Below are 25,733 nucleotides of genomic sequence, written 5' to 3' on the forward strand. Positions count from 1 at the left end.
TAAGTCACGCTTCGCTGATTGCGCCTAACACCTTCTCAAAACGGCGCAATGACCAAAATGCAGGAACAGGATAATCGGGGTGTGCTTCAAGTTGTGCAGCAAGTGCCAAATCCTTGATATCGGATGTTCTAATTTCAGATAACCTTGATGGTATATTTGCACTCTGCTTTAGTTTTTGTATCTGCTCAATAACCCTAGCAGCCTTTCTTTGACTGTTATCTTGCAGGTTCGACAGTTCACAATAATCAGCTATTTCAGCAAGTTTATGTTCAACTACATCACCAAATTCAAGTAGTACAACATCTAATAGCACCGCGTTTGCAAGGCCGTGGGCAACATGATATTTGGCACCTAACTGGTGTGCAATAGCATGTACATAACCTACTGAAGTTCTGGTAAACGCTTCTCCGGCAAAAAATGATGCATTGAGTAAATTAGCTCTTATTGCCACATCATGTGGTGTTTGCAAAACAAGCGGTAAATTATCAAAAATTAACTTACAGGCCTTTAGCGATTGTGTATTCGTAAATTGAGTCCCGTTAATACCTATGTATGCTTCAATAGCATGTGTCAGTGCATCCATCGCTGTTGTCGCTGTGATAGAAGCAGGTAACCCCTTAGTGAGTTCTGGCATTAGCAATGCAAATTTCGGCGCTAAGCAATAATCGGCAATCGCAAATTTCTCATTGCCTTGTCTATTTGAAGCAACTGCAGCAACGGTTGTTTCAGAGCCGGTTCCAGCTGTAGTTGGTACTGCGGTCAAACTGGGTAATCTTCGCAATACTTTAAATAATCCTTTTAATTTTGGTAAAGGCACTTTCGGTTTGGCGATGCGCACTCCGATTAACTTAGCGGCATCAATTACAGAACCACCACCAATGGCAACTATTCCCTGGCAATGATTTGCTAAATATGCCAAATATCCTTGTTCTATCTCATTGATATCAGGGTCAGGCAAAATTTCTGAAAAGACGGTTGTTTTAATACCATTATCATTCAGTAAATCAATCAGTGCTTTGGGCACGCCGAGTTTAAGTAATGCATCATCCGTAACAATGAGTAGGTGCTGAATATTTTGCGCTTTTAATTGATTAAGCCAGATAGCGAATTCGTCAGAATGAAAACATTGTGGGCGAGGAATAGGATAAACCAATAACGCCATGCGTAGTGCGAAGTGATATGCTCGATAGCTCAATGCCTGTAAAGGGCTCACTGTATTTTCCATAACCTACTGTGCCTTAACAATTTTAGAGTAAATATCCTAGCACAATTTCTTGCTATACAATCAAGGATATAAGAAAATTAATGTGTATCGAGATTTAATAAGCGGCTTCATGGAAATACAACTCGCGTGCCACCACTGCGATCAATTAGTCAGCATCCCTGAGTTAAAGCATGGGGAGCATGCCTATTGTCCAAATTGCCACACCTTGTTAAGTCGCACCATTGATTATCGAAATCAAAAAGTAGTCGCTTTGAGTATTAGCTCGCTGATTCTATTGTTTAGTGCACTGCTTTACCCATTTATTTCGTTTAGCAACCAAGGCCTTAGTCAAACCATTAGCTTATTAGACGCTGCTAAAATACTGTTTTATCAAGATAATTTTTTCGTCGCTGCGCTAATCGATGCCACCATAATTGGTCTGCCCTTTATCTTACTTGCCTTGTTTATTCCCTTACACGCTGGTGCACTTAGATTACTGCCAAAAAAAGTGTCTCGTTTTTGCCTTAAAACCATCTTTTATTTAAAGCCTTGGGTAATGTCTGAGATTTTTTTGATTGGTGTGCTTATTAGCATGATTAAAATCATGGCAATGGCTGAAATTACCTTTGGTTTGAGTTTTTGGGCGTTTTCAGGTTTTGTTATTTGTTATTCGCTTACCCTCTACTATTTTGATAGCAATGCACTATGGCAACAAATTGCAGATCAAGATAAAGTAATTATTAATGATGCTTTGATACAACGGGCAAAAGAGCAGAATCTTTCAGCATGTCATGTATGCCAATTACTTACCAGTGACCCAATTTGCCCGCGTTGTAAAACAAAAACCAATATTCGTAATTCCGGACATATTCAGTGGGTGTTAGCTTTTAGCTTTACGTCACTGATTTGTTATATACCTGCAAATTTTTTTCCAATTATGCATACCTGGGTGTTTTCAATTGATGAACCTTCCACGATTTTGCAAGGCGTTTTCACCCTCTGGCAAATCGGTTCATACCCCATTGCAATTATCATTTTTATTGCCAGCATTTGTATTCCTGTCGGTAAGCTGATAATTCTTTTTTGGCTATGTTACTTGGTATCAATAAAACACCCTATAAGCCGACAACAGGCCAGCAAAGCTTATCTCTTAATCGAACTTATTGGAAAATGGTCGATGATCGATGTGTTTGTTGTTGTTATTTTAGTTTCACTAGTACAATTAGGTATTTTAATGTCGATAACCATTGGTGTCGGCGCTATTTTTTTCGCGATAATGGTGATTACGTCAATGATCGCCGCTCAATTATTTGATCCGCGCCTAATTTGGGATAAAAAGAGGCCTTCTGAATGAACCACGCTGCAGCGATAAGTAAAAAGCGTAAACTCTCACCTATCTGGATTATTCCATTGATTGCCATTTTCGTGGCATGTTGGATGTTTTATCAATATCACAAAAGCCAAGGCACCAGTATCTATATCACTATGCCTAACGCAGAGGGTGTTATCCCAGGCAAAACAGAAATAAAAGTACGCTCAGTTAAGATGGGCGTAATTGCGCAAGTTCGCTTAGCCGAAGATCAAACTACGGTCGTCGCACGTGCAGTGATTGACAAAGATTACGAGCATTTACTTAACGAAGATGCCAAAATTTGGATTGTTAAAACCCGTATTGATGAAACGGGTATTTCCGGCTTAAGTACCTTATTATCTGGTGTTTATTTTGAGTTCTTACCCGGTAAAAGTGATACAGAATCGCGCCAATTTACCCTACTAGAAACACCGCCTCAAATCCCTGACAATATAAAAGGCCAGCGATACCTACTCACCAGTAAAAACACGAATGTAATAGATGTTGGCACAACGATTTTCTATAACGGTTATAACGTAGGCCAAGTCGAAAGCGCCAAATTTGATTGGCAACAACAAATTATGCGCTATGGCATCTTTATCCGCTCACCTTATGAAAACCTTGTCACTAAAAACGTTATTTTCTGGATTAATTCAGCAATCGAAGTTGATCTCTCAGCAGATGGTATTAATTTTAAAACCAGTTCATTGGCTAAAATGCTTAAAGGCGGTATTTCTTTTGCTATACCAGAAGGTGAAAAGCCAGATGCGTTAGCTAAACAACAGCACACTTTCCGACTCAGCAGCGATTACAAAAAAGCGCTCGAGCATCGCTATGATGAATACGACTATTATGTCATCCCGTTTGAGCAGTCTATTCGAGGATTAACTCCAGGCGCACCAGTTGAATATCGCGGCATCCGCATTGGCACCGTAGAGGAAGCCCCTGCAATGTTAGTTGTCGGTGATCGTCCTGCTTATTTTTCAACAGAAAACACAGCAGTACCTGTGAAAGTTAAAATTGAATATAAACGTATCTTCCACGATGCGGACATTGCGAAAGAATTCTGGCAAGGCAATATTGATAGTTGGATAGAAAAAGGCCTAAGGGCATCGCTTAAAACGGGTAATTTGCTTACTGGATCTGTGTATATTGATTTTGACTTATACCAAGATGTAGAACCATTTAAACCGACTAAACTTGCAGGGTTAAAGGTTTTCCCAAGTACATCCAGTGGCTTTAGTGTAATGGCCAACCAAGTATCTGAATTATTGGCTAAATTTAATAATTTGGATATGCAAACGCCACTTAATAGCTTCAATCAAACGATGACTGAATACAATAGCTTTGCAGTTGAGTTACGAGAACTACTGAACCGTAAAGATACCCAAATATTACCGCAAGAGTTTAATGAAACACTGGCACAAGTTGAAAAATCAATGGCAACATTTGACGAAACCATGCTGCAATTCGAAAAAACCATGTCTGATTACGAAAAAGGGTCAGCTATTTACCATGAACTAAATAGTACGCTTAGTCAGTTACAGCAATTAGCCGAACAACTTCAGCCTTTGACCAAAGGCCTCAATGAGCAGCCCAATATGTTTATATTTGATAAAGACTTACAAAATGACCCTACTCCAAGGAAACAATAACATGTTACGTTTATTACTTGTTTCACTTTTCTCATTAACCACTATTGCATGCAGTAGTAATGTTACGCCCATCAGTTACTATCAACTCGATGGTGGCGATTTTGCTGCAAATAAGCTTGGCAAAGAAGCCCGTGCCAACCTAATTGTGAGTAACCCTAAATTAATAGGTCATTTAGCTAATCGCGGTATTGCCGTTGAAGTAACACCGTTACAAATTCAAAGTGCAAATAGCCATCTTTGGAGCAGTGTGCCCAGCGAATTACTGTTGCAAGCGAGTGTGGTCAGTTTAGATAATTCCTTGCAGGATATTAGAGTAATACCGTTACAGTTAGAGTCTGCTATTAATGCCGATTTACCGACCTATCGTGTCGATTACTATCTAAATAAATTTCAAGCAACAGAAACGGGCGAAGGGATTATTGCCGGTGTTGTCACTGTGTTTAAGTTGGAGCATACCATTGCTAACATTGTGTATAGTCAAGGGTTTACACAGCAGATTGAATTAGAAGCAGATGGTTATCCTGCATTGGTACAAGCATTAAACACAGCCTGGCTTAAAACTAACCAAGCTGTTGCCAATGAAATTAAAGTGCTAATCGATAAAGGTTAGAGGCCCCCTCATAGCCAGCCATAGAGAATTGCTTCTCAAATTTAAAGCCAAGTTTCTCAAGCACATTAATGGATGCTTGGTTACTTGGCGAAGTTATCGCGTTCAAATACGAAAAGCGTCCCAACTCACGAGCAAAGTTGATACTCATTTTCGCAGCAGCGGCGACGTAACCTTGTTTAGTATAGTTATCAAGTAGTGAATAACCTAAATCGGGCACTTCGAAGTCCGGACGAGAAACCAAACCACACACGCCCACATAACAATTCAAATCTAAATCTTTTATACCCCAGAGCCCATAACCAACATCTTTGTAAGGGGCGATATATTTTTCTTTTAAGTGAGCGAGCGCGGTATCTAAATCAATTACCCCTTTATCGCCAATATTTTCTTTAAAGCTAGGTTGAGTCACTAAATTAAATATAAAATCTGCATCAGATTCGGTTAATTCGCATAATTCAATATTTTTCACAACATTCCTTATCAAATAAAATTGTATACATTGTGCAATTTATACTTTTAACAATAATAATCAACCTTTATTCACAAAGTCTTTAGCACTGTGTCGCTCATGGACTTGTTCACTTTCATCGCCCCAACTACGGTTGACCATTCTTCCGCGTTTTACTGCAGGTCTTACAAAAATGCGTTCTGCCCAAGCTGATAAATTACGATACTCATCCACTGCTAAAAATTCAGCGGCATTATAAAGATCACCTCTTACCAACACACCATACCAAGGCCAAATTGCTATATCAGCGATGGTGTATTCGTCGCCACAGATATAATCATTTTCTGCTAAATGTTTATCGAGTAAATCTAATTGACGTTTCACTTCCATGGTAAAACGATTGATTGGGTATTCTAATGGCTCCGGTGCATAAGCATAAAAATGGCCAAAACCACCGCCTAATGCCGGGCCACTTCCCATTTGCCAAAATAACCAAGACAAGCATTTTGCTTTTAAATGTGGTTCAGTTGGCAAAAAACAGTTAAATTTTTCAGCTAAATATAACAGGATCGCACCGGATTCAAATACAGGCGTTGGTGGTGAAGTCGACCTATCAAGCAGTGCTGGAATTTTCGAGTTTGGATTAATCTCTACAAAACCTGAGCTAAATTGTTCACCTTCCATTATATCGATTAAAAACGCATCGTATTCAGCCTCTTTGATGCCTTTCTCTAGTAACTCTTCAAGTAAAATGGTGACTTTAACACCATTAGGTGTTGCTAGAGAATATAACTGAAGTGGGTGTTCCCCTTCTGGTAGCTGCTTTTCATGGGTAGCACCTGAAATAGGACGGTTAATATTAGCAAATTTGCCGCCATTTCCAGGTTGCCATTGCCATACTTTTGGTGGTTGATAGGCGTTATCTTTCATCGCTCCCCCTAAATAATTTGAAGATATAAAATACCAAAGCTGCTGATTAGAATACTTAAGAAAGTTAACCCCATACCTGACACTCTATAAATCAACTTTTCGTGTTCCATACTCACACCAAACGCATGAAGCAGACGGCCTATTAATAAGGCCATTGCGAGTAAATGGATAAGCCAATCAAAGGCGCCTAAATATTCAAAAAAAGCAATTAAGATGAGTGCGATAGGCACATATTCTTGAAAATTACCGTGCGCACGCACTTTCTTTTGTAATAATTTATCGCCCCCATCACCGAGAGCAACAAGTACTTTTTTACGACGAGATACTGTGGCCAAACTAAGGTAAACGTAAAGTAGCCCTAGTAAGGCCGCATAAAATGGTAAAATAGAAATCACAGGTTAAGCCTCTTATTTTTTTATACTTAACCTGACATATAATTAACTAGATAGCTAGTTTTAAGCTAAATAACGCTTGCGTTTATTCTCTTTTAGCTTTTCTAGATCGACGAGTACTAAACCATCAATGCTGTTGTTAAAATCAGGATCGACACCAAAACATAAGAATGTCACCCCACCCGGTTCACACAGTTCGGTATATTGCTTATATAGTGTCGGGATCGATACCCCTAAATTAGCTAATGAACTTTTAAGTTGTTTAAAATCGGTTTTATAATCTGTGGCATTTAAAAACGCTTTTGCTGGGTCATAGAACCTATAAGGAATATTTGCCGTTGCCAATTTTTCTTTACTGCCGAAATAGTTCTGATAAAAGGCGACCATTTCATCTTTTGCATCTTTTGGCATTGTGCCACTCATGCTAACAGGGCCAAATAAATAACGGATTTCTGGATGGTGTTTTAAATATGCCCCAATACCAAACCATAAATAGTCTAAACTACGCTTGCCCCAATATTTTGGTTGAACAAAACTTCTGCCCAGCTCTAAACCTTGCGAAAAATAATCTGCCATAGATGCTTCATAATTAACTAACGTGGCTGAATAAAGACCTGATGACGTTTTATTTGTCGTCAACTTATCAGCGCGACCGAAACGGTATGCACCAACAATTTCTAATTCTTCTTTATCCCATAAAATTAAATGGTGGTAATCAGAGTCGTATTTATCAACATCACGCTTTCGATTTGTGCCCTCGCCTACGGCACGAAAGGAAATTTCACGTAGTCGGCCAATTTCACGCATAATCGTGCAGCTTTGTGAGTGCTCATAGAGGTAAATCATTTTACCGTCATGGGTTTCACCTAATAATTGACATTTGTTCTTAATCAAGCGGCTAAGATTTGCTTTGTTTTCAGGTAAGGCAATGCCATTTTCTGTATCAAAATAGCCCTTTTTTCCTTCTCCAATAGCGTAAACATGCTTTTTAAAGCGCTTTACTTGCTGCTCACTGGTTTCATTTGAATGCTCAAATGAGCTCAAAGGGATCAATGCGCCAATACGAATTGGAAAATTACGTTTGCGTTGCTTAAACATCTCTTGAATAAGCAAAAATGAGGCAAGTGGCTTATACAGCATTGAGACACTGTAGAACATTGGTGAATTTTTTGCTTCGATATGTACAGGTAAAATTGGGGATTTATAAGCTTTTGCAATTTTTAAAAAGCCTTTTTGCCAAAAAGTATCCCTTACACCTTGTGGGCGTAACCTTGACACTTCTCCTGCAGGGAAAATTAGTAATACACCTTCATTAGATAGGTGCTGCTTCATACTATTTACTGTAATTTTGCTAGTTGTCCCTTTGATATTATCAACCGGCACTAACAGTTCTTGTAACGGAGACAAACTATAAAGTAATTGATTTGCCATCACTTTAATATCTGAACGTACTTCACTAATCAACTTGATAAGCGCTAATGCATCTAACGAACCAATAGGATGATTTGCAATGATTACCAAACGTCCTGATGCAGGTATATGAAGGCGCTCACTATCCCTTACTGAATAGCTAATATCAAAATAATCAAGCACCTGTTCAACAAAGTCCAGTCCTGAAAGATGAGGATAGTCTCTTTCAAATTGCTGAAATTCGTCCTCATGCATTAAGTTTTTGAGTAGTTTACTACTTGATTTATATAGTAAAGGGCTGGTTGTTAGTTGTGGAAATTGTTTTTCTATTACTTGTTCAACTTGAATCATAAAATTGACCATCACGCTGTTTTAGCCAAGCTTATGAATCAAATATGACGCTATTATTGATAAAATATTGAACAATTATGACGTAAAAAAAGGCGAGTAATCACTCGCCTTGTTTTCAAATCATTCTTTATTTCTGATAATCAAGTTGTTCTTCTGCTTTACTAAAATCAGTAATAACGGTTTGATTGTTTAGTTTGCCAAATGCTTTATCTTTAAATTTGGTACCACGCATTTGGATGTTTAAACGCGCTGCTTTATCATTCAACACAGTTTGATTATAGAAGTCTTTAACATCATCAAGCGTCACTTTTTCAACTTCTTTAATTAGTTCAGCCTTTGAATCAAACGCAAAGTTTTCTTCATACCAATCTGATAAATACGGGCTTAATTCATCCCCTAGGTTTTTAGGTTGCTCATTGAGCTTAATCAATACTGCATTTTTTAATTGCGCAAATGTATCTTCGCTAATAGCATCAAGTTCTTTTTTATACTCGAGCTTGTATTCATCAAAACGCGCTTGCATTTCACCCGGACCTTTTACTGGCGTTTGAATGTACATACCAAAACCAATGTAATCGTCTAGCGCTGTGCTAAAACCACCTACTGCATAGGCAAGCTGTTCTTCAGTACGTAATTTATCAAATACTTTATTGCTGAAGTGACCTTGTAAAATAAGTCCTTGAGCTTCTTGTTTCTTACCTTTTACTGGGTGCATGTGCATATCGACAAGGGCAACATCCGCCACATCAATATCACGTTGTACTGTGAAAACTTGTCCCGGTTTCGGTAACCATGATTTTGCACGCGTATAGTGTGTTGTGATTGCATCTTTTGGTAACGCTTTTTCTAGACTAGAAACAACCGTTTTAACATCATTTGCATCATAGTTACCAAACATGAATACTCTAACTTGATTATGCGTTAGTACCTTATCCATCACTCGGTTTAAATCAGCCATTGATAATGATGTAGCACGCTCGATTAATGCATTGTCTTCATAGTTGCCTTGACTCGTCGCTTTATAAAATGCATCAAATGCTTGACTGTAAGGGAAGTTTTTACTCTTATTGGCCACACCACGTAAGAAACGATCTTTTGCTTGATTGAATTCAAGCTCAGTTGGTGTAATGCGTAGCTCGTTCATGCCTGCAACAATCAATTCACTTTGTTTATCGGTGAAACCATTGACTGTGAATATCACACCATTTGAATCCGATAGGCTCATTGACATTCCACCCACGCTTGCTTCTGTGTTGAGTGCAACAACTTTTTTGCTGTATAAATCTTGCCAAATCGCTAACACAATCGATGTGTCAATGTCGCTAAGCGTATCGGGGTTATTTATATAGACCTTTAACATCCCTTTTGGCTGATGCGAAAAGTTTTTGCTAGCGAACTGCCATACTTTAATATGATTTGTATCATGAACAAGTTGTGGCTTTGCTTTGATTTCATCACTTGCCGCTTTTAACTCAAAGCTTTCTGGCAATAAACGGTTCACAGCAGGTAAATTCATAGCAACTGATGCAGGTTGACGCCAAGTCGCAATTTCGTCTTTTGAGATATCCGCAATGCGATAGTTGCCATCATAAAAATGTAAGGTACTGTCCGTTTCTTCTTGCTGACTTACATACCATATTTTTAATTTTTCAGGCGTAAGTTGTGCCAGTACATCATTAATTGCGCTTTCATCAAATTGACCGTAGTAGTAAGGCGCATTGATAACATGATTGGTTGGATACACTTGCATTGCACCTGCAAGGTTCGATACATAACCAAATTCATCACCTTTTTCTAAGAATTTAAATTGGTTATTCAGTGATGTTCTAATTTCGTCAAAATACTTTTTGTCCACCCCTTGATCACGAATTAAATCAATGTACTGCATGATAATTGCGACAATCTCATCACGGTGTTTCATGCCATCATCAGTGAGTGTTACGTCAATAGAGAAAGTACCGTAGTTGCCATAATGTGCAGGAGAAGCATTCGCGCTTAATCCAGAAATCCACCCTTTCTCGCGAAGTAATGTTGCTGGGGTGCCCGGCATTTCAGAGTAAATAAGGTATGATAAGAAACGATTCGGTTTAAGCGCAAAATCAGCGTTGTTATTCTCAATAGTAAAATCGAGGGTAAGTTGCTTTACATCTTTGTTTGGTTTGTAGAATACTTTTTTTCCGCCAACCTTACTAAAGTCAACTTGTGCAGTAACACTTGGCTTTTCAATGTTTTTATTTTTTATATCTGAAAAGTATTTATTGGCGAGCGTTTCCATCTCAGAAATTGGCTTGTTACTTAATAAGGCTACTTTCATAATATTCGATGAATAGTACTTATCAAAAAACGCAACGGTCTCTTGGTGTAAGTTGCTGCCCTCTTTATCGCCCAATGTTTCAAGGTTACCAATTAAGAATCGGTTAGCAGGATGCTCACCCATCATTTTACGAGCGAGTTTAAATTGACCGAAAAAATCAAGCTCGCGGCGCATTGACCACTCTGCATTAACGGCATTTTTTTCTTTTTCGGTGTACTCAGGATACAGTTTAGGTGCCTTAAAAAAGTCTGAAAACCTATCCAGTCCCTCTTCAAACGCGCCATTGTTTACTTTAAACATGTAATTGGTGATATCTAACCAAGTATAGGCGTTATGTGCACCACCGTTTTTAGTCATAAATTCAGAATATTCATTGGTATCAGGGAATCGTTCAGTACCAAGAAACAGCATATGTTCTAGATAATGAGCCATACCTTGTTGGGTCATTGGGTCATGTAATAAACCAACACCTACACTCAATGCGGCTGCAGATTTATCAACACTCGGATCAGAGACTAAAACAACCTCAATTTCATTATTAAGCTTAAGCGTTTTATATTCACGCGTATCATTTGGACTGACTACAAGCGAGTCTGCAAAAAGATTAGATGAATTTGATGACCCAGAGGTTTGATTATTTGCGTTGCAACCGACCAATACAGCCAGTGCTAATGCACTTAATGTAAGCGCTTTTTTCATAGTGGTTCCCTATTAACTGATATAAAAAACGCTCTGATCCTTTACAAAACAGAGCGTTCTTTCATATCACCACTATAAAAAAGTAGTAATTAAATGCAATAGTTAGCGTTTATAATTTGTAACAATTTGTCAAAAATTAAGTGATTAACAAAGAGTGACTACTTGGCTGTTGTTTTGCGTCTGAAAACCATCAAGCCAGCTAATAAAGACAGTAGTGCACCAAAACTACCGCCTGAATCTGTCGAGATAAGAGGTGGTTGAACAGGCTCTTTAATCAGTGTGTTTTCTTTTGGCGACAACCCACTTGCCGTATTGCTGTTACTATCAATAATAGCCACATGGTCAATTGTGATTAGTTTCTGAGAATCAAGAGTTAGATTACCACTTTTCAAATCAGCACATTGTTCATCTGTGGTATCTACTAGCGGGTACTCATTACATGCAAATTCAGACATTTTATCGACAACTTCCATACCATTACCAATAACCTGACCAAATACTGTGAATCCGCCATTTTGCAAATCTAGATCACCGCTGTTGTCACTTAAATTAATAAACCATTGGTTAGTCGCACTGTTTGGCTGATAGGGAAGTTTCGCCATCGCAATCGTACCACGTACATTCGAGTAAACAGGCTCATTGATAACACTGCCATAATTTTCAATTGCTTCAAACGTTGCCCCATCGTAGGTATAACCCCCACCTTGTAATACAAAATCAGTGACTAGGCGATGAAACACCACGCCATTGTAATCTTCGTTATTTACATATGTTAGAAAGTTCTCAACAGTTTTAGGCGTTGTTTCATCAAACAAGTTGATTTGAAAGTTACCTTGTGTGGTTTGTACTTCAACAATGGTTGCGTGAGCTGAACCAACAGATAGACCCGCAGCTAATAAAGCCATTTTTAGCTTGTTCATAATTTCCCGTGAATATTTTGTTAATTTTTATCGAGCAAAATCTTACCCATAAATAACCCGATTGGCTACGTCATCTGGCTTTATAATTACAATTGATAACACTCTTTCTATGTGTAATCTTTCCCTAAAGTGTTGTAACACAGTACACACCGGACATTTGTCCGCCCAATACATTGTTAGGCTAGGTAAAATAACTCTGTTTTTAGCTAAAAAATGATTCTAACAATGAACTACATGCGTGTTTTGATTGCTCTTACTTTCGGTGTATTAACTGCATCGCCAACGATTTTAAACGCTGAAGAGCAAAAGCTGACCATACTTCATACTAACGACAACCATGGCCGTTTTTGGCGAAATGAAGACGGTGAATACGGTATGGCAGCACGTAAAACCCTGATTGATCGTTTGCGCGCAGAGGCTAAAGATAAAAACCATCATGTATTATTACTTTCTGGCGGCGATATAAATACAGGCGTTCCAGAATCAGACTTACAATATGCTGAACCCGATTTTAAGGGCATGAGTTTACTTGGTTACGATGCCATGGCTATCGGTAATCACGAATTTGACAATCCCCTTGATGTGCTCGACAAACAAATTGCTTGGTCAAACTTCCCATTACTTTCGGCCAATATTTTTCACAAATCAACTGGTGAGCATGCTTACACCCCTTACCATATATTTAAACGCGGTGAGCTTAAAATAGCTGTGATTGGCTTGACCACCGTTGATACTGCGAAAATTGCTAATCCTGAATATATTGGTGGTTTTGAATTTAGAGAGCCTGTTCGCGCTGCCAAACCTTTGTTAGAGAAACTTGAAACTAAATATCAACCGGACATTACAATCGCTGTCACTCACATGGGTCATTACGTAGATGCTAAACATGGCATTAATGCACCAGGTGATGTCACACTGGCTCGCAATTTACCTCATAATGCACTTGATGTGATTATTGGAGGCCACTCGCAAGAACCTATCTGTATGGAAGGTGAAAACGTCGCAAACATATCATTTCAACCAGGCGATAAATGCCAACCGGATCAACAAAATGGTACTTGGATTATGCAAGCCCATGAGTGGGGAAAGTATGTTGGTAAAGCAGAGTTTGTGCTTAAAAATAACAAATTAACCTTACTTGATTATCAGCTTATTCCTGTAAACATGTACCGTGAAGATATGGTTGACGGAAAAAAAGTGAAATCATTGGCCGGTGAACGAATCGTCGAAGATAAACAAATGCTCGCTTTCCTTGCGCCTTATCAAGAAAAAGGTTCAGCTAAAATCTCACAACCTATTGGTCAGTTAATTGGCAATCTAGAAGGTTCAAGAGATAAAGTTCGTTTTGTACAAACAAACTTAGGCCGTTTAATTGCCAAAGCACAAAGTGAGAGTGTTGGTGCTGATTTCGGTATTATTAGCGGCGGTGGTATTCGTAATTCAATTAAAGAAGGTAACGTAAGTTACAAAGACATTTTGCAGGTTCACCCTTTTAAAAATCGTATTACCTACCTATCGCTTCAAGGACAGGAGTTAATTGATTATATAAAAACTGCTGCTAATTTTCCGCCAGATTCAGGTGCTTACTGCCAGTTTTATGGCATAGAATTTCAAAATACAAGTGAACAATTTACTATCAAATCGATTGCTGGCAAGCCGTTTGACTTTAACAAACGCTACCGTTTCACGTTAAACAGCTACAATGCAGCTGGTGGTGATGGCTACCCAAATATGACCAAACACCCGCATTTTGTTGCAACTGATACAGTGGATGCTGAGGTATTAAAAAACTATTTCTTAAAACACTCCCCTGTTAATGCAAACACCCTTTAAATAATTAGAGAATTCAGTTTATAACACACTAAGCTGAATTCTCTTTTTCTGATTTATTTACCTATCACTTCAACAAATTCAGCATCAATATTCTTAAGACCGTAATGATGTAGTTTAGAACGCGATCCTTCCCCATGTGCCTTAGGCGGGAAAAACATTTCCTTTAATGGCAAATCATCCAGTAATATCTCATCCAGTGCCGCGCGGATCTCACTTAATGTTTTTTCTAAACTGTTTGAGAAGTTGGGACGTTTACGAATTGTATGTCCAAGCTCAGTCAGTCGATAAAAGTACTTATTCGACAAAACAACCAGTTCTTCGGGTAAATCCTTATTTTGATTAAGTAAAACATCTGGATGCAGCACGCAATATTCAATCAGTGCAGTAAAAAAACATAATGGTTTATTAGCAAGTGGCACACTCGCATGTGTTCGGCTGTTGATCAATAGCTTTTTCTCTAAATCAATGACTAAACGCGCGCGTTCTTCATTATCTTGTTCAACCGTTACAATCTGTTTTGCCGATTTTAATTTATAGCGATAAGCAATTAAAAAGCAAAAGCCGAGTGAAGTCAGTAAAGCCGCTAACGAAAAATAATCCCAAAAGGAAACCCTTTTGACTGAATAAACAAAAGTGATGGTTTTATTCGGGGTTTGAAAAGAGTGCGAAATTAATTGGCGAGAGCTTTGCCATTCATAATCATCAGATTGAATAGCTAACAGTTTGGGCGCAAGTGGCAAATGCGTCATCTTTTCATTGAAGGTATTGATGTATTGTTTAATCGCAAGTGCATTGCCAGCACTACTTTTAGTAATATCTGGCAAAGGTAAACGTATTAAATCTTTAGCAATTCGATTTTCAATTAATACGCTTAAATCTTGCTTTGCTTTATTTATACTGAACAACTTGCTCACACCATAGGTGGTTTGTAACACAACAAAAACAAAACAGGCCAATAGAATTATTTTATTTCGACTAACATTCAACATAACTTTCTACATCTTTAAAATATGGGGACGTTTGTGCTTTGGCATGGCGATGAATTATGCCGTTAATTGCGCATGCTAATTCGGTATTTTGCGTTTCCATTTTAAAATACCAGCGGCTACCACTTACATTGTTACTAATAGGTGTTATGTAATTTTCTAAAAAGCGATTCATATCATCTTGTTTCCAATAGGAAGCAATTAAGTCAACTTTCCCTTCAGCCAAAAGATCCCTTAGTGCACTGTGCGAACTGGCTTGAATAATATTTAAATTTTCAACGTTAATACTTAATTGTTTGAACAGTGTTCTCGGTAAAATGTAGCCCGAACGGCTACTTGGGTAGTCTAATAAACCAATTCGTTTATCAATAAAATACTCTTTTTCAAGTCGTGGTTTTTCATTTAAAGAAATAAAAAACGCTGTGTAATCCGGGTATGAGAGCAGTGTTTTGTAGTTAAAAGTATGTTCACTTTTAAACGCTAACATTAAATTTTCTTTGGTCATTATTAAATCAGCATTGCCACGACCAATAAATTCAAGGGCATCACTCATATCATAGCCCCAATTCAACATCACCTGCCCGAACTGTTTTGTAATTACCGGGTTATTACAGAAGTAAGGAATAAGTTGCGTTGCTAATTGTTCGGTAGGTACATAAATATGAAATACATTTTCATTTTCCGATAACTTAGCATCACATTGCTTGTTGACTTCGATAAATAAAGCAAGTTGCTCTTGATCACTTCTAAATTGGCTTGCACCAAGCACAGCAAAAAGAACAATTAATATACAAAAAAAGGCTGTTATTACCGCTTTTGAAAACAAAAAGTTATATTTCATTTTTATTGTTATGAAGAAGAGCCAAACTAAGTTTACATTTCATCACGTATATTTACTTAATGCAATAGGTAATTTTATTTGATAAACATAACCCCTTGTTTTATAAGTTTTGTTAACAAGTAATTATGAATCCCAATGAGTCCTTTCTATTTTTGCAAAACTCAGGACAATTAGCCTTGTTGATAACAACCATACACAATTAAAAAGATGATTAAGCAGATAAGTTCTTTGTTTATTGTTGCTCTAACTTTAACCACATTTAATGTGACTGCTTGGAGCCAAAACGGACACCGAATTATTGGTAAGATTGCCGAGAACCATTTAACGATCGAAACACGTCGTGCTATCTACCCTTTATTGCAAGGAGATAAACTTGCAGAGGTCACGACTTGGGCGGATGAAATGCGCTCAAACCCTGCTGACTTTTGGAAATATGATTCTCGAAAATGGCACTACATCAACATTTCTTCTGCAGATGAGTTTAAACCTGCTAAATACCGCATTACGCACAATAAAGGCGAAGTCACCGACATTTATTCAGGTATTTTAAAATCAATCGCCGTTCTTGAAAGTCCAAATACATCCCTTGAAAAGAAACAGTTTTACTTTCGATTTTTAACCCACCTTGTTGGCGATATTCACCAACCAATGCATGCAGGCCGAAGTGAAGATTGGGGTGGTAATAAAATTAAAGTTACATTTTTTGGTAAAGAAACTAACTTACACTCACTTTGGGATAAAGGATTGGTTGAAAGTGAAAACCTTTCCTACACTGAATTTGTTGAATTTATTGATACCAAAGACCCAAGAATAATTTCTCGCTACTTAGCATCAGAACCAAAGGATTGGGTACTCGAATCATTTCACATTGCCGAAGAGTTATATGACATTGGTAATGGCGAATTCAAATACCACTATGTTTATGAACAGATGCCTGTTGTCAAAGAGCGTCTGCTTCAAGGTGGCATTAGATTAGCTGGTTTATTAAATAAAATTTTTGATAAATCTGCAGAAGTTCAAGTTAATGCAATTGGTTACCTTGAACAAAATAATAAGTAATAAAATACAAAACTAACTTTCAAACTTAGTTACACGGGAAACTACTAATGAAAACGCAACTACGCAAAAAAGTATTGCCTCTTGCAATTGCTGCATGTTTAGGCTCTACAGCTGCTTATGCTAACGATACTGCATCATCTGTACGCGGTACAATCGTTGGTCCTAACGGCAACCCTGCTGCTGGTACTGAAATTACCATTATTCACGTACCTTCAGGTTCTGTTAAAAAAGCAACTGTAAATGAGTCAGGTCTTTTCAGTGCTAAAGGCCTACGTGTAGGTGGTCCTTACCAAATCATTGTTGATTCAAAAGAATTTGAAGACACTATGGTTGAAGATGTATACCTAACTCTTGGTAAAGAATACCCAGTAAGTGTTCAGCTTCAGTCTAAGTCAGATATGGAACAGATCGTAGTGACTGGTCGTCCTATCAGCTCTTTCTCTGGTGGTACAGGTCCTGCTGCAAACTTCAGCCTTCGTGACCTTGAAAACCAACCAGCGATTAACCGTGACCTAAAAGACATTGTTCAAGCGGATCCACGTATTTATATCGATGACAGCCGTGGTGACGGTGCGATTCAGTGTGGTGGTGGTAACCCACGTTTTAACAGCTTAACGCTTGATGGCGTTCGCATGAACGATAACTTTGGTCTTAACAGCAATGGTTACCCAACTGTTCGTGCACCGTTCTCATACGATGCAATCGACCAAGTAGCTGTAGAACTTGCGCCATTTGACGTAAACTACGGTGGCTTTACATCATGTAACTTCAATGCAGTAACTAAGTCAGGTACTAACGAAGTTCACGGTAAAGTTTTCTTCGATTACACTAACGATTCAATGCAAGGTGATTCAATCGAAGGTGAAGACATCGATACTGGTAACTACTCAGAAAAGCGTTATGGCTTCTCAGTTGGTGCACCAATCATTAAAGATGAACTTTTTGTATTCGTAGCTTATGAAGAATTGGAAGGTGCTGAGTTATTTGAATACCCTCGCCTTGGTACAAGCGACGATGACGATGTAACGCCATCAGATCTTGACCGTGTTCGTCAAATCGCACAAGACGTTTATGGCTATGACGCAGGTTCTACACCAGCAAGCATGCCAGTTGATGACCAGAAACTACTTGTAAAATTAGACTGGAACATCAATGATGATCACCGTGCAAGTGTTGTTTACAACTACAATGATGGTTTCCGTTTAAGCCAGTCTGATGATTGGGCTGTTACACTTGATAGCCACTTCTATGAGCGTGGTGTTGAGTTCCAATCAATCGTAGGTTCTGTATACTCAGATTGGACTGACAACTTCTCAACTGAAATGCGCATTGGTAAATCTGATGTAGATATGCGTCAGCGTTCTCTAGATGCAGCTAGCGGTTTTGGTGAAGTTCAAATTCGTAACGGTGGCCAAACAATTTTCTTAGGCCCAGATGATTCTCGTCAATCAAATGACCTAGATTACGACACAACAACGTTCAAACTAGCTGGTACATACTACCTAGACGAACACGTAATCACAGGTGGTTACGAGTATGAAAATGTTAACGTATTTAACTTATTCATGCAGCACACGCAAGGTGAATTCCGTTTCGATTCAATTGATGACTTTGAAGCTGGCCTAGCGGCACGTGTTTACTACAACAACTCAGCAGGTACAAACAACCCGAATGATGCAGCTGCAGAATTTGGTTTTGCACAGCATACTTTCTACCTACAAGACGAGTATAACTTCTTAGATTATGATCTAAGTGTTACTTTCGGTCTTCGTTATGACATGTACACAAGTAGCGACAAGCCTCGCGAAAACGCGTTATTCACTGAGCTATATGGCTTCAATAACACGAAGAACATGGATGACATTGACTTACTACAACCACGTTTTGGCTTCAACTGGCAAGCAGCTGATAATATTGAAGTACGTGGTGGTATCGGTCTTTACTCTGGTGGTAACCCGAACGTTTGGGTATCTAACTCATACTCTAATGACGGTGTTGTAAACATCGCAACACAAGAGCGTGGCGTTGACCTATTCAATACACCGATGGTTAACGGTGGTGCACCAATCTTTGAAGTGCCTCAAAACCAATATGATCAAGTTGCTAATTCAACAGGTGGTTCAGGCTCTGTAAACGCAATTGACCACAACTTTGAAATTCCTTCTGAGTGGAAATTCGCACTTGGTGGTACTTACTTCACTGAAGATAACTACATCATCACTGCTGACTTACTTCACACTCAGAAGCAAGACAGTGCAATTATTCGTGATTTAGCACTTACTAAGACTGGCGAAACTACATTTGATGGTCGTCCAATTTACACAAGCACACCGCTTACGGATAGCGAAGGTAATACAGTTCGTCGCTTTAACGAATACTTACTTACTAACGTAGATGGCGATGACGGTGAATCAACAGTACTATCTTTCGCACTTTCGAAAGAGTATGACAATGGTCTAGACTTCACTGTTTCATATGCTTACACGCAATCTGAAGATGTTAACCCAATGACATCATCAGTAGCGGGTTCTAACTTCGGTAACTTAGCAGTAACGGATCCGAATGATCCAAGCCTTGCTACATCAAACTATGAAGTACCTCACCGTTTCACATTCAAGTTAGGTTACAAGCATGAGTTCTTTGATGGTTACCTAACGCGCTTCAACCTATTCGGTCAAGCAAGTGAAGGTCGTCCATACAGCTACACGTACAACCGTAGCGACCGTGAGTTCGGCGATAATAACTGGAATGGTTCACGTCAGTTAATGTATATCCCGTTAGAAAACGATCCTAACGTTGTATACGACATGAGCGCTGAAGAAATTGCTGATATGAACGCATGGATCGAAAAAGAAGGTCTTACGCGTGGTGCAACTGTTGGTCGTAACGACTTCAATGCAGACTGGTACGTTAAATTTGACGTTAAGATTTCACAAGAAATCCCAGGCTTCATGGACGGTCACAAAGGTAATGTATTCTTCACGATTAAGAACGTAGGCAACTTACTTAACGATGACTGGGGTGTACTTAAAGAAGGTGCATTCGTAGGTAACCGTATGGTTGACATGTCTTACGACAGCGATAATGACCAGTACATCTATGAAGGCTTCAGCAAAAATGCTGCACAGCAAGATGTTCAGAACTCTGGTTCACTATGGCAAATGCGTGTAGGTGTTAACTACCGTTTCTAATCTAAATATTTAGATAACCCTTGATAGTTAAAGCCTCGCACATGCGAGGCTTTTTTTCTTTATTAAACCATTTGCTCACTTGAAGCCAAGATAAACGTTTTTTAGCCGTTACTTTTACCGATTACTTCTTTAAATTTTTAAAGCGAATATAGCTAACTTCAAAAATTACTTGCGATCTAATTTATCGAGAATACGAAATAACGTTTCTTTGTCGTTATGATTTAACACTTCAAATAATGCATTCTGCCAACTGTTAGCATCTTCTGATAACTCTTGATACAAGGTTTGGCCTTTATCAGACAATCCCAGCACGGTGGCACGTTTGTCCTCTGCTGATTGTTTACCATACACAATGTCTCTTTCTAAAAGTTGTTTTACTGCTCTTGAAGCCGTCGATTTATCAAGCCCTGCTCGTTCACAAATTGTTTTCGCCGTTAGGTGTCGTTCAGCAGCTAAATGAGCAATAACACGCCATTGTGGAATTGTGAGCTGATATTTATCTGCATATACGCCTGCAAATCTGGCGCTCAATTGTTCACTTAGGGTTGCTAAGCGATAAGGGAGGAAAGCATTCAGTTCAATCATGGTTTAAACACATTTTTAGTTGTAAGTTTGCCGATAACTAGATTTGTTTTCAACTTAATTATAATTCAATAACTTACATTAGTTTACAAAGTAAATTCAGCTCGTCTGGCTTTACTTTTTTGGTTGCAATAGTATGCGCGTTCTTAAACTCACATAAAAGGAATAATCATGATTAGAGTTTTATTAACAAGTGTGCTTGTGATTTTTTTAAGCGGTTGTGTTAGTGCTATCAACATCGACCAACAAACACCTAAAGCGAACTATGTTGAAACTGAAAAAGTACTGATTTCTATTATTGATCAACGTAAAAAAGTTAAAGAAGGAAAAGATAAAACCTTTATTGGTGTTGCTCATTCTACCTTTGGTATTCCCGTCGATTGGCATGTAAAACACTTACTTGCTACAGAAAAAGAAGACAAAAATCGTAATCTGGGCCAATGGCTAACGCATCGAATCGTTGCCGGTTTAAATAATAAAGGTTGGCAAGCTGAAGCGGTTGAACTTGAGCCAAGCGCAACAGAAGCGGAAATTAAAAATGCATTAAATGCAGCTGGTGCAACAACCTTAATTCAACTCACCCTTGATGAATGGTATTTCAGCATCAATTTAAATTGGGTAAGTGCGTTTAATTTTGATACTGATACGGTTGTTGATATTTATCACTTAACTGACGGGAATGTACTTTCAAAACGATTTAAAGAGCGTGATGTTATTGAAGAATCCGCTTCTGAATCACCACAAAATAATGTGTTAAAGGCGTATCGAGAACAGTTGCAACAGATTTTTAATGATGTGGAAGTGAAGCGTGCACTAACAAAATCATAGTATAAATAATTCTTCAAAATTAAAAAAAGCGAGAATGTTCTCGCTTTTTTTGTTGTGAATCGCACTTGCATTTACTCTCACGTGAGACTATATTGATTAAAAATCACAACAGGAGTGAGCAATGAATTTCCCAGAGTTTGATTATTTAACTGGTTTTGGCAACGAGTTTGAAAGCGAAGCCCTTGAGGGTGCCTTACCAATTGGCCAATTTTCACCACAAAAAGTTAAATACGATTTGTATGCAGAGCAGTACAACACAACAGCCTTCACAGCGCCACGTGCTGATAACCGCCGAAACTGGTTTTACCGTATCCGCCCTTCTGTTGTGCAAGGTGATTATCACGCATTAGACAATGGGCTACTCAGAACAGCACCTATTACCGAAGTACCAACCCCACCAACCATGTTGCGCTGGAACCCGATTGCTATTCCAAGTGAAAAAACTGACTTTATTGACGGCTTAATCACCATGGCAGCAAATGGTAGTGCTAATGGCCAAACGGGTATTGGCATTCACGTTTATGTAGCAAATACTTCTATGGATGGGCGTTATTTTTATAATGCCGATGGTGAATTACTTTTTGTACCCCAGCAAGGTGCACTTGTACTTCATACGGAATGCGGAAAGCTTGCAATCAAACCAGGTGAAATTGCGGTTATTCCTCGTGGCATTAAGTTTTCCGTTGAATTACTAGATGACGCTGCTCGCGGTTATATATGTGAAAACTATGGTCATCCTTATATTTTGCCTGAGCGTGGTCCTGTAGGCGCTAATGGTTATACCAATGAGCGTGATTTTCAATATCCGGTCGCCGCATTCGAAGATAAAGAAGGTGACTTTGAACTTGTTGCAAAATTCAATGGTAACTTGTTCCGTTGTGATATTGGTCATTCTCCGCTTGATGTCGTTGCTTGGACAGGTAATAGCGCACCATACAAATATGATTTATCGCGCTTTAATGTCATGAATACAGTGAGTTTTGACCACCCAGACCCATCTATTTTCACTGTTCTAACATCGCCTTCAGGTACTGCAGGTGTCGCAAATGTGGATTTTGTTATCTTCCCGCCACGCTGGATGGTTGCAGAAAACACCTTTAGACCCCCCTACTACCATCGTAATATTATGAGTGAGTTTATGGGCTTAATTGAAGGTGTTTATGATGCAAAAGAGCACGGATTTGTGCCAGGCGGTATGAGTTTACACAATTGTATGTCGCCACATGGCCCTGAGGCAGATGTATTTGAGAAAGCTTCAAATGCTGAACTTGAACCGCAACGTTATGAAAATACACTCGCATTTATGTTTGAATCACGTTACGTTATTTCTCCAACTAAATATGCGCTTGAAGGTGAAGAACGCCAGCAAAATTATTTAGATTGTTGGAAAGGCATTAAAAAATACTTCAATCAATAATTGCTGGTTTGATTTTATAAATTGGTATTAAAAGAACGGGAAGCCGTTCTTTTTTATGCGTGCTTAAAGGAATTAATATTATGAAACTTTATACTTATTTTCGTTCATCTGCGGCATATCGTGTACGCATTGCGTTAAATTTAAAGAGCATTAACCATGAGATGGTGCCTGTAAACTTGTTGAAAAGTGAGCAGCAAAGTGCTGATTATTTAACAGTAAACCCGCAAGGTCTGTTACCTGCACTCGAGACTGAACATGGCAAACTAGGACAATCTTTAGCTATTTTGGAGTACCTCGATGAGCTTTATCCAGAGATGCCTTTATTGCCAAGCGATCCATGGCAAAAAGCGCAAGTGCGCAGTTTTGCTTATGCTATTGCCTGTGATATTCACCCTATTGATAACCTGCGTGTTTTAAAATACTTATCAGGTGAATTAAATGTCACGGACGAGCAAAAAACAGATTGGTATTTACACTGGATCCGTATCGGTTTTGAAAAGCTAGAATCGCAAATAGGTGATACAGATTTTTGTTGTGGTGATAAACCTAGCCTAGCTGACATATGTTTAATACCTCAAGTTTTTAATGCATTAAGGTTCAAACTCGACATGAGTGCGTTTCCAAAAATAAATGCAATCTATACCCGTTGTAATCAAATTAAAGCATTTAGTGACGCTGCACCAGAAAACCAACTAGATGCTAATTAGTTGTTTACTTTGGGGCTGATTGTTCGCCAATTACTCACATCATCATTAATAAAGCCTGCCTGACGGTAGGCTTTTTCAATTAACCCTCTCTGTCGCAAGATTTTTAATCCTCGCTGCAGGGCTTCAAATGTTTCTTTTCCTAACGGGTGATTTTTAGATACAACAAAATGCCTGCTGTCCTCTAATGCGACTTTAACATTAGGGATCGCGACTATCTTGTAATCTGGACCAATGTACGAAAAGTTTTTTTGTTTTTTAAATGGCGCTAACATGCCATCGACCCAGCCGCGACTGACCATTTTTGCCATCACTATCCAATCGGATTCATGTATTAACTTTTTAGGCATTAGTGCCTGCAAGGTGATCCAGTCAACATGCCAATCTTTACTTGATACCATTGACAAATCATTGATTGAAAATGTGTTATTTGAAAATCGTTTTAAATTTGATTCAGCAGTAAAAATCCCTGCAAAATACTCACCTTTGGCAATCACCGGTTCACTAATATACAAGTTATCTTGATATTGTTCGGTTGCACTTAACCACAAAGAATCAAAAGACAATAGCAATAGCCCCTCATTTAACAACTTTAAATTCCGAGCATCATAATTGCCGTAGATAAAATTAAATTTGATATCAGCGCCCCCTAAAAGTAAAGCTTGTTGCACAAGTATAAATTCAACCACATCACGCTGCGCATTCTTTCCTGAATAATCTGTTATTTCTAAAATTGGTTGTTTATCAATAATCTCTTTTGCATAAAAATAAATATCCGTTTCAACAGTGATATCAACAACTTTAGCGTTAATATGTAAAGAGATGCAGATTATTAAAGTATAAAAATAGCGAGTAACCATAATTAACTTATTTTGCTGTTTTCTAGCTTAAGCCTAGATTTGAATTTTCATTTTCACAAATCATGGTTTTCGTCGTTTAAACTACACTCAGATTAAGTGTATATACTTAAACCATCTTTGTGTTTTACTGTGTCATACAAAAGATATGTAATCCGTTTTTAGGAATTGTCGCATGAAATTAATTAACGTTTTTGCTCTTGGCTTACCACTTTACCTAGTAGCTAACTTTGCAGGTGCCAATGAGAGCAAAGCCAAAGTTTGGATAAATGGTGATTCGCTGCAGCAAGTATGTTGGTATCAAGATAAAAAGTATTCTGAAGGTGCCATTATTGAAGTTGCTAAACTGACATTGATGTGTACGCGTAAAGATAAAAACCAGCCCAATGGACAACTCGGCTGGTTAAAGCTAGACGATAAGGGCAACATTATTTACCCCACTCAAAAATCTAAAATATCAATAAAGTAAATTTTAAGAGCTGCAAAATTAGATGTATAAATTTATAGCGTTTTGAAATTTATTGATATTTTTGAATACTAATACCTTAAACGCCCTTCATAATGACTAGTTAATCTATTATTGCTATACGTTGTTATGCTGATTGAAAATGCACCTGCACTTCGCTTAATTACACGATTTATTAAATGATAGACGGTACCTGCACGACTGATTGACCAAACACTAAGGTGTGTTGATGAAAGCTGTTCTAGCCATACATCACCTGCTGAATTGTTCTGATCAAATCTTAAATAACCCTGATCAGCATATACGGTTAAGCTTGACAGTTTTTGAGTAAATTCATCATTATCTTGAGCCTGTGTACGTGCCCTAAGTACTAAAGGTGTATCATTAGTAAATGACATTTCAAGTTGGTGCGATTTATATTCCTTACGCGCTTTTTGTATCTCTTCACCAATACAATAATAACCACTACTTTTACCAGTCCAAGAGCGTGCCAGCTCTTTAAAAAGTCTATTAAGACTGGCTTCTTGGCTTCGTGTTAACTTATTGTTTGCCGGCTTTTCAATAAAAGACGCACTGGCTGGAACAGGCTCAAGACATTGCTGTGCATAAGACATACAAGAAATGAGGGAAAACGCTAACATCATAACTAATCGCATAGTATTATCCTTATGATTTTAATTGCCTT

At 38.3% G+C, this 25,733-nt stretch carries 22 protein-coding genes; 10 read left to right on the top strand and 12 right to left on the bottom strand.

Annotation, left to right across the window (positions count from 1 at the left end; all coding sequences use genetic code 11):
- Positions 1–4: 4 nt before the first annotated feature.
- On the bottom strand, positions 5–1,225 hold the full coding sequence (locus tag OM33_RS19225) for an iron-containing alcohol dehydrogenase (protein ID WP_052141188.1): 1,221 nt from the start codon (positions 1,223–1,225) through the stop codon (positions 5–7).
- Between the two features lie 109 nt (positions 1,226–1,334).
- Here OM33_RS19225 and OM33_RS19230 point away from each other — a divergent pair, with 109 nt between their 5' ends.
- The 3 genes from OM33_RS19230 to OM33_RS19240 are packed head-to-tail and all read left to right on the top strand — an operon-like array spanning position 1,335 to position 4,820.
- Entirely contained in the window at positions 1,335–2,558 is a 1,224-nt protein-coding gene (locus OM33_RS19230; RefSeq protein ID WP_081991220.1) for a paraquat-inducible protein A, read from the top strand.
- Positions 2,555–4,210: an intermembrane transport protein PqiB gene (pqiB, locus tag OM33_RS19235; RefSeq protein WP_040135993.1), complete on the top strand. Its 1,656-nt coding sequence runs from the start codon at positions 2,555–2,557 to the stop codon at positions 4,208–4,210. Before OM33_RS19230 ends, pqiB begins: the two co-directional genes overlap by 4 nt.
- Position 4,211: 1 nt before the next feature.
- The gene (locus tag OM33_RS19240) at positions 4,212–4,820 is read left to right on the top strand and encodes a PqiC family protein (protein ID WP_040135994.1); all 609 of its coding nucleotides are present in this window, start codon (positions 4,212–4,214) and stop codon (positions 4,818–4,820) included.
- Here the strand turns inward: OM33_RS19240 and OM33_RS19245 are convergent.
- The 6 genes from OM33_RS19245 to OM33_RS19270 form a co-directional block, all read right to left on the bottom strand.
- Complete coding sequence (locus OM33_RS19245; protein ID WP_052141189.1) at positions 4,795–5,289, bottom strand: GNAT family N-acetyltransferase; 495 nt, start codon at positions 5,287–5,289, stop codon at positions 4,795–4,797. The two genes, OM33_RS19240 and OM33_RS19245, sit on opposite strands and share 26 nt — an antisense overlap.
- Positions 5,290–5,349: 60 nt before the next feature.
- Positions 5,350–6,198 (bottom strand): glutathione-dependent disulfide-bond oxidoreductase, encoded by an 849-nt coding sequence (gene yghU, locus OM33_RS19250; RefSeq protein ID WP_040135996.1) that lies wholly within the window; start codon positions 6,196–6,198, stop codon positions 5,350–5,352.
- 8 nt (positions 6,199–6,206) lie between these two features.
- Positions 6,207–6,593: an MAPEG family protein gene (locus OM33_RS19255; protein WP_199922554.1), complete on the bottom strand. Its 387-nt coding sequence runs from the start codon at positions 6,591–6,593 to the stop codon at positions 6,207–6,209.
- Between the two features lie 60 nt (positions 6,594–6,653).
- Positions 6,654–8,351, bottom strand: coding sequence for a lysophospholipid acyltransferase family protein (locus OM33_RS19260; protein WP_040137001.1), 1,698 nt, complete (start codon positions 8,349–8,351; stop codon positions 6,654–6,656).
- A 127-nt stretch (positions 8,352–8,478) separates the two neighbouring features.
- Complete coding sequence (locus OM33_RS19265; RefSeq protein ID WP_040135997.1) at positions 8,479–11,364, bottom strand: insulinase family protein; 2,886 nt, start codon at positions 11,362–11,364, stop codon at positions 8,479–8,481.
- A 158-nt stretch (positions 11,365–11,522) separates the two neighbouring features.
- Positions 11,523–12,284: a peptidylprolyl isomerase gene (locus tag OM33_RS19270; protein WP_040135998.1), complete on the bottom strand. Its 762-nt coding sequence runs from the start codon at positions 12,282–12,284 to the stop codon at positions 11,523–11,525.
- A 234-nt stretch (positions 12,285–12,518) separates the two neighbouring features.
- Between OM33_RS19270 and ushA the strand changes: the two genes are divergently transcribed.
- Positions 12,519–14,117, top strand: coding sequence for a bifunctional UDP-sugar hydrolase/5'-nucleotidase UshA (gene ushA / locus OM33_RS19275; protein WP_040137002.1), 1,599 nt, complete (start codon positions 12,519–12,521; stop codon positions 14,115–14,117).
- Between the two features lie 53 nt (positions 14,118–14,170).
- Here the strand turns inward: ushA and OM33_RS19280 are convergent, their stop codons facing one another.
- Complete coding sequence (locus tag OM33_RS19280) at positions 14,171–15,106, bottom strand: hypothetical protein (protein ID WP_040135999.1); 936 nt, start codon at positions 15,104–15,106, stop codon at positions 14,171–14,173.
- Positions 15,093–15,944 carry a hypothetical protein gene (locus tag OM33_RS19285; protein WP_040136001.1) on the bottom strand — a complete coding sequence of 284 codons (852 nt, stop codon included), beginning with the start codon at positions 15,942–15,944 and terminating at the stop codon, positions 15,093–15,095. The genes OM33_RS19280 and OM33_RS19285 overlap by 14 nt, the downstream gene beginning before the upstream one ends.
- Positions 15,945–16,151: 207 nt before the next feature.
- Here OM33_RS19285 and OM33_RS19290 point away from each other — a divergent pair, with 207 nt between their 5' ends.
- Both OM33_RS19290 and OM33_RS19295 read left to right on the top strand, forming a co-directional pair.
- Positions 16,152–17,003 (top strand): S1/P1 nuclease, encoded by an 852-nt coding sequence (locus OM33_RS19290; protein ID WP_040136002.1) that lies wholly within the window; start codon positions 16,152–16,154, stop codon positions 17,001–17,003.
- A gap of 47 nt (positions 17,004–17,050) precedes the next feature.
- Entirely contained in the window at positions 17,051–20,194 is a 3,144-nt protein-coding gene (locus OM33_RS19295; protein ID WP_040136003.1) for a TonB-dependent receptor, read from the top strand.
- Positions 20,195–20,359: 165 nt separating this feature from the next.
- Here OM33_RS19295 and OM33_RS19300 read toward each other — a convergent pair whose 3' ends face one another.
- Positions 20,360–20,779, bottom strand: a complete 420-nt coding sequence (locus OM33_RS19300) for a MarR family winged helix-turn-helix transcriptional regulator (protein ID WP_040136004.1) — start codon at positions 20,777–20,779, stop codon at positions 20,360–20,362.
- Positions 20,780–20,947: 168 nt separating this feature from the next.
- On the opposite strand from OM33_RS19300, the gene OM33_RS19305 reads away from it, so the two are divergent.
- From OM33_RS19305 to maiA, 3 genes are all read left to right on the top strand, one after another.
- Complete coding sequence (locus tag OM33_RS19305; RefSeq protein ID WP_040136005.1) at positions 20,948–21,604, top strand: hypothetical protein; 657 nt, start codon at positions 20,948–20,950, stop codon at positions 21,602–21,604.
- Positions 21,605–21,725: 121 nt separating this feature from the next.
- The gene (gene hmgA / locus OM33_RS19310; RefSeq protein WP_040136006.1) at positions 21,726–23,021 is read left to right on the top strand and encodes a homogentisate 1,2-dioxygenase; all 1,296 of its coding nucleotides are present in this window, start codon (positions 21,726–21,728) and stop codon (positions 23,019–23,021) included.
- A gap of 80 nt (positions 23,022–23,101) precedes the next feature.
- On the top strand, positions 23,102–23,728 hold the full coding sequence (maiA, locus tag OM33_RS19315; RefSeq protein WP_040136007.1) for a maleylacetoacetate isomerase: 627 nt from the start codon (positions 23,102–23,104) through the stop codon (positions 23,726–23,728).
- On the opposite strand, the gene OM33_RS19320 is transcribed toward maiA, so the two are convergent.
- The gene (locus tag OM33_RS19320) at positions 23,725–24,585 is read right to left on the bottom strand and encodes a hypothetical protein (RefSeq protein ID WP_040136008.1); all 861 of its coding nucleotides are present in this window, start codon (positions 24,583–24,585) and stop codon (positions 23,725–23,727) included. The two genes, maiA and OM33_RS19320, sit on opposite strands and share 4 nt — an antisense overlap.
- A gap of 172 nt (positions 24,586–24,757) precedes the next feature.
- Between OM33_RS19320 and OM33_RS19325 the strand changes: the two genes are divergently transcribed.
- Complete coding sequence (locus OM33_RS19325; RefSeq protein ID WP_040136009.1) at positions 24,758–25,051, top strand: DUF1496 domain-containing protein; 294 nt, start codon at positions 24,758–24,760, stop codon at positions 25,049–25,051.
- Between the two features lie 68 nt (positions 25,052–25,119).
- Here the strand turns inward: OM33_RS19325 and OM33_RS19330 are convergent, their stop codons facing one another.
- Complete coding sequence (locus OM33_RS19330) at positions 25,120–25,704, bottom strand: hypothetical protein (protein WP_040136011.1); 585 nt, start codon at positions 25,702–25,704, stop codon at positions 25,120–25,122.
- Between the last annotated feature and the right edge of the window lie 29 nt (positions 25,705–25,733).

Origin of the sequence: Pseudoalteromonas piratica, assembly GCF_000788395.1 — a bacterium.
GTDB lineage: Bacteria > Pseudomonadota > Gammaproteobacteria > Enterobacterales > Alteromonadaceae > Pseudoalteromonas > Pseudoalteromonas piratica.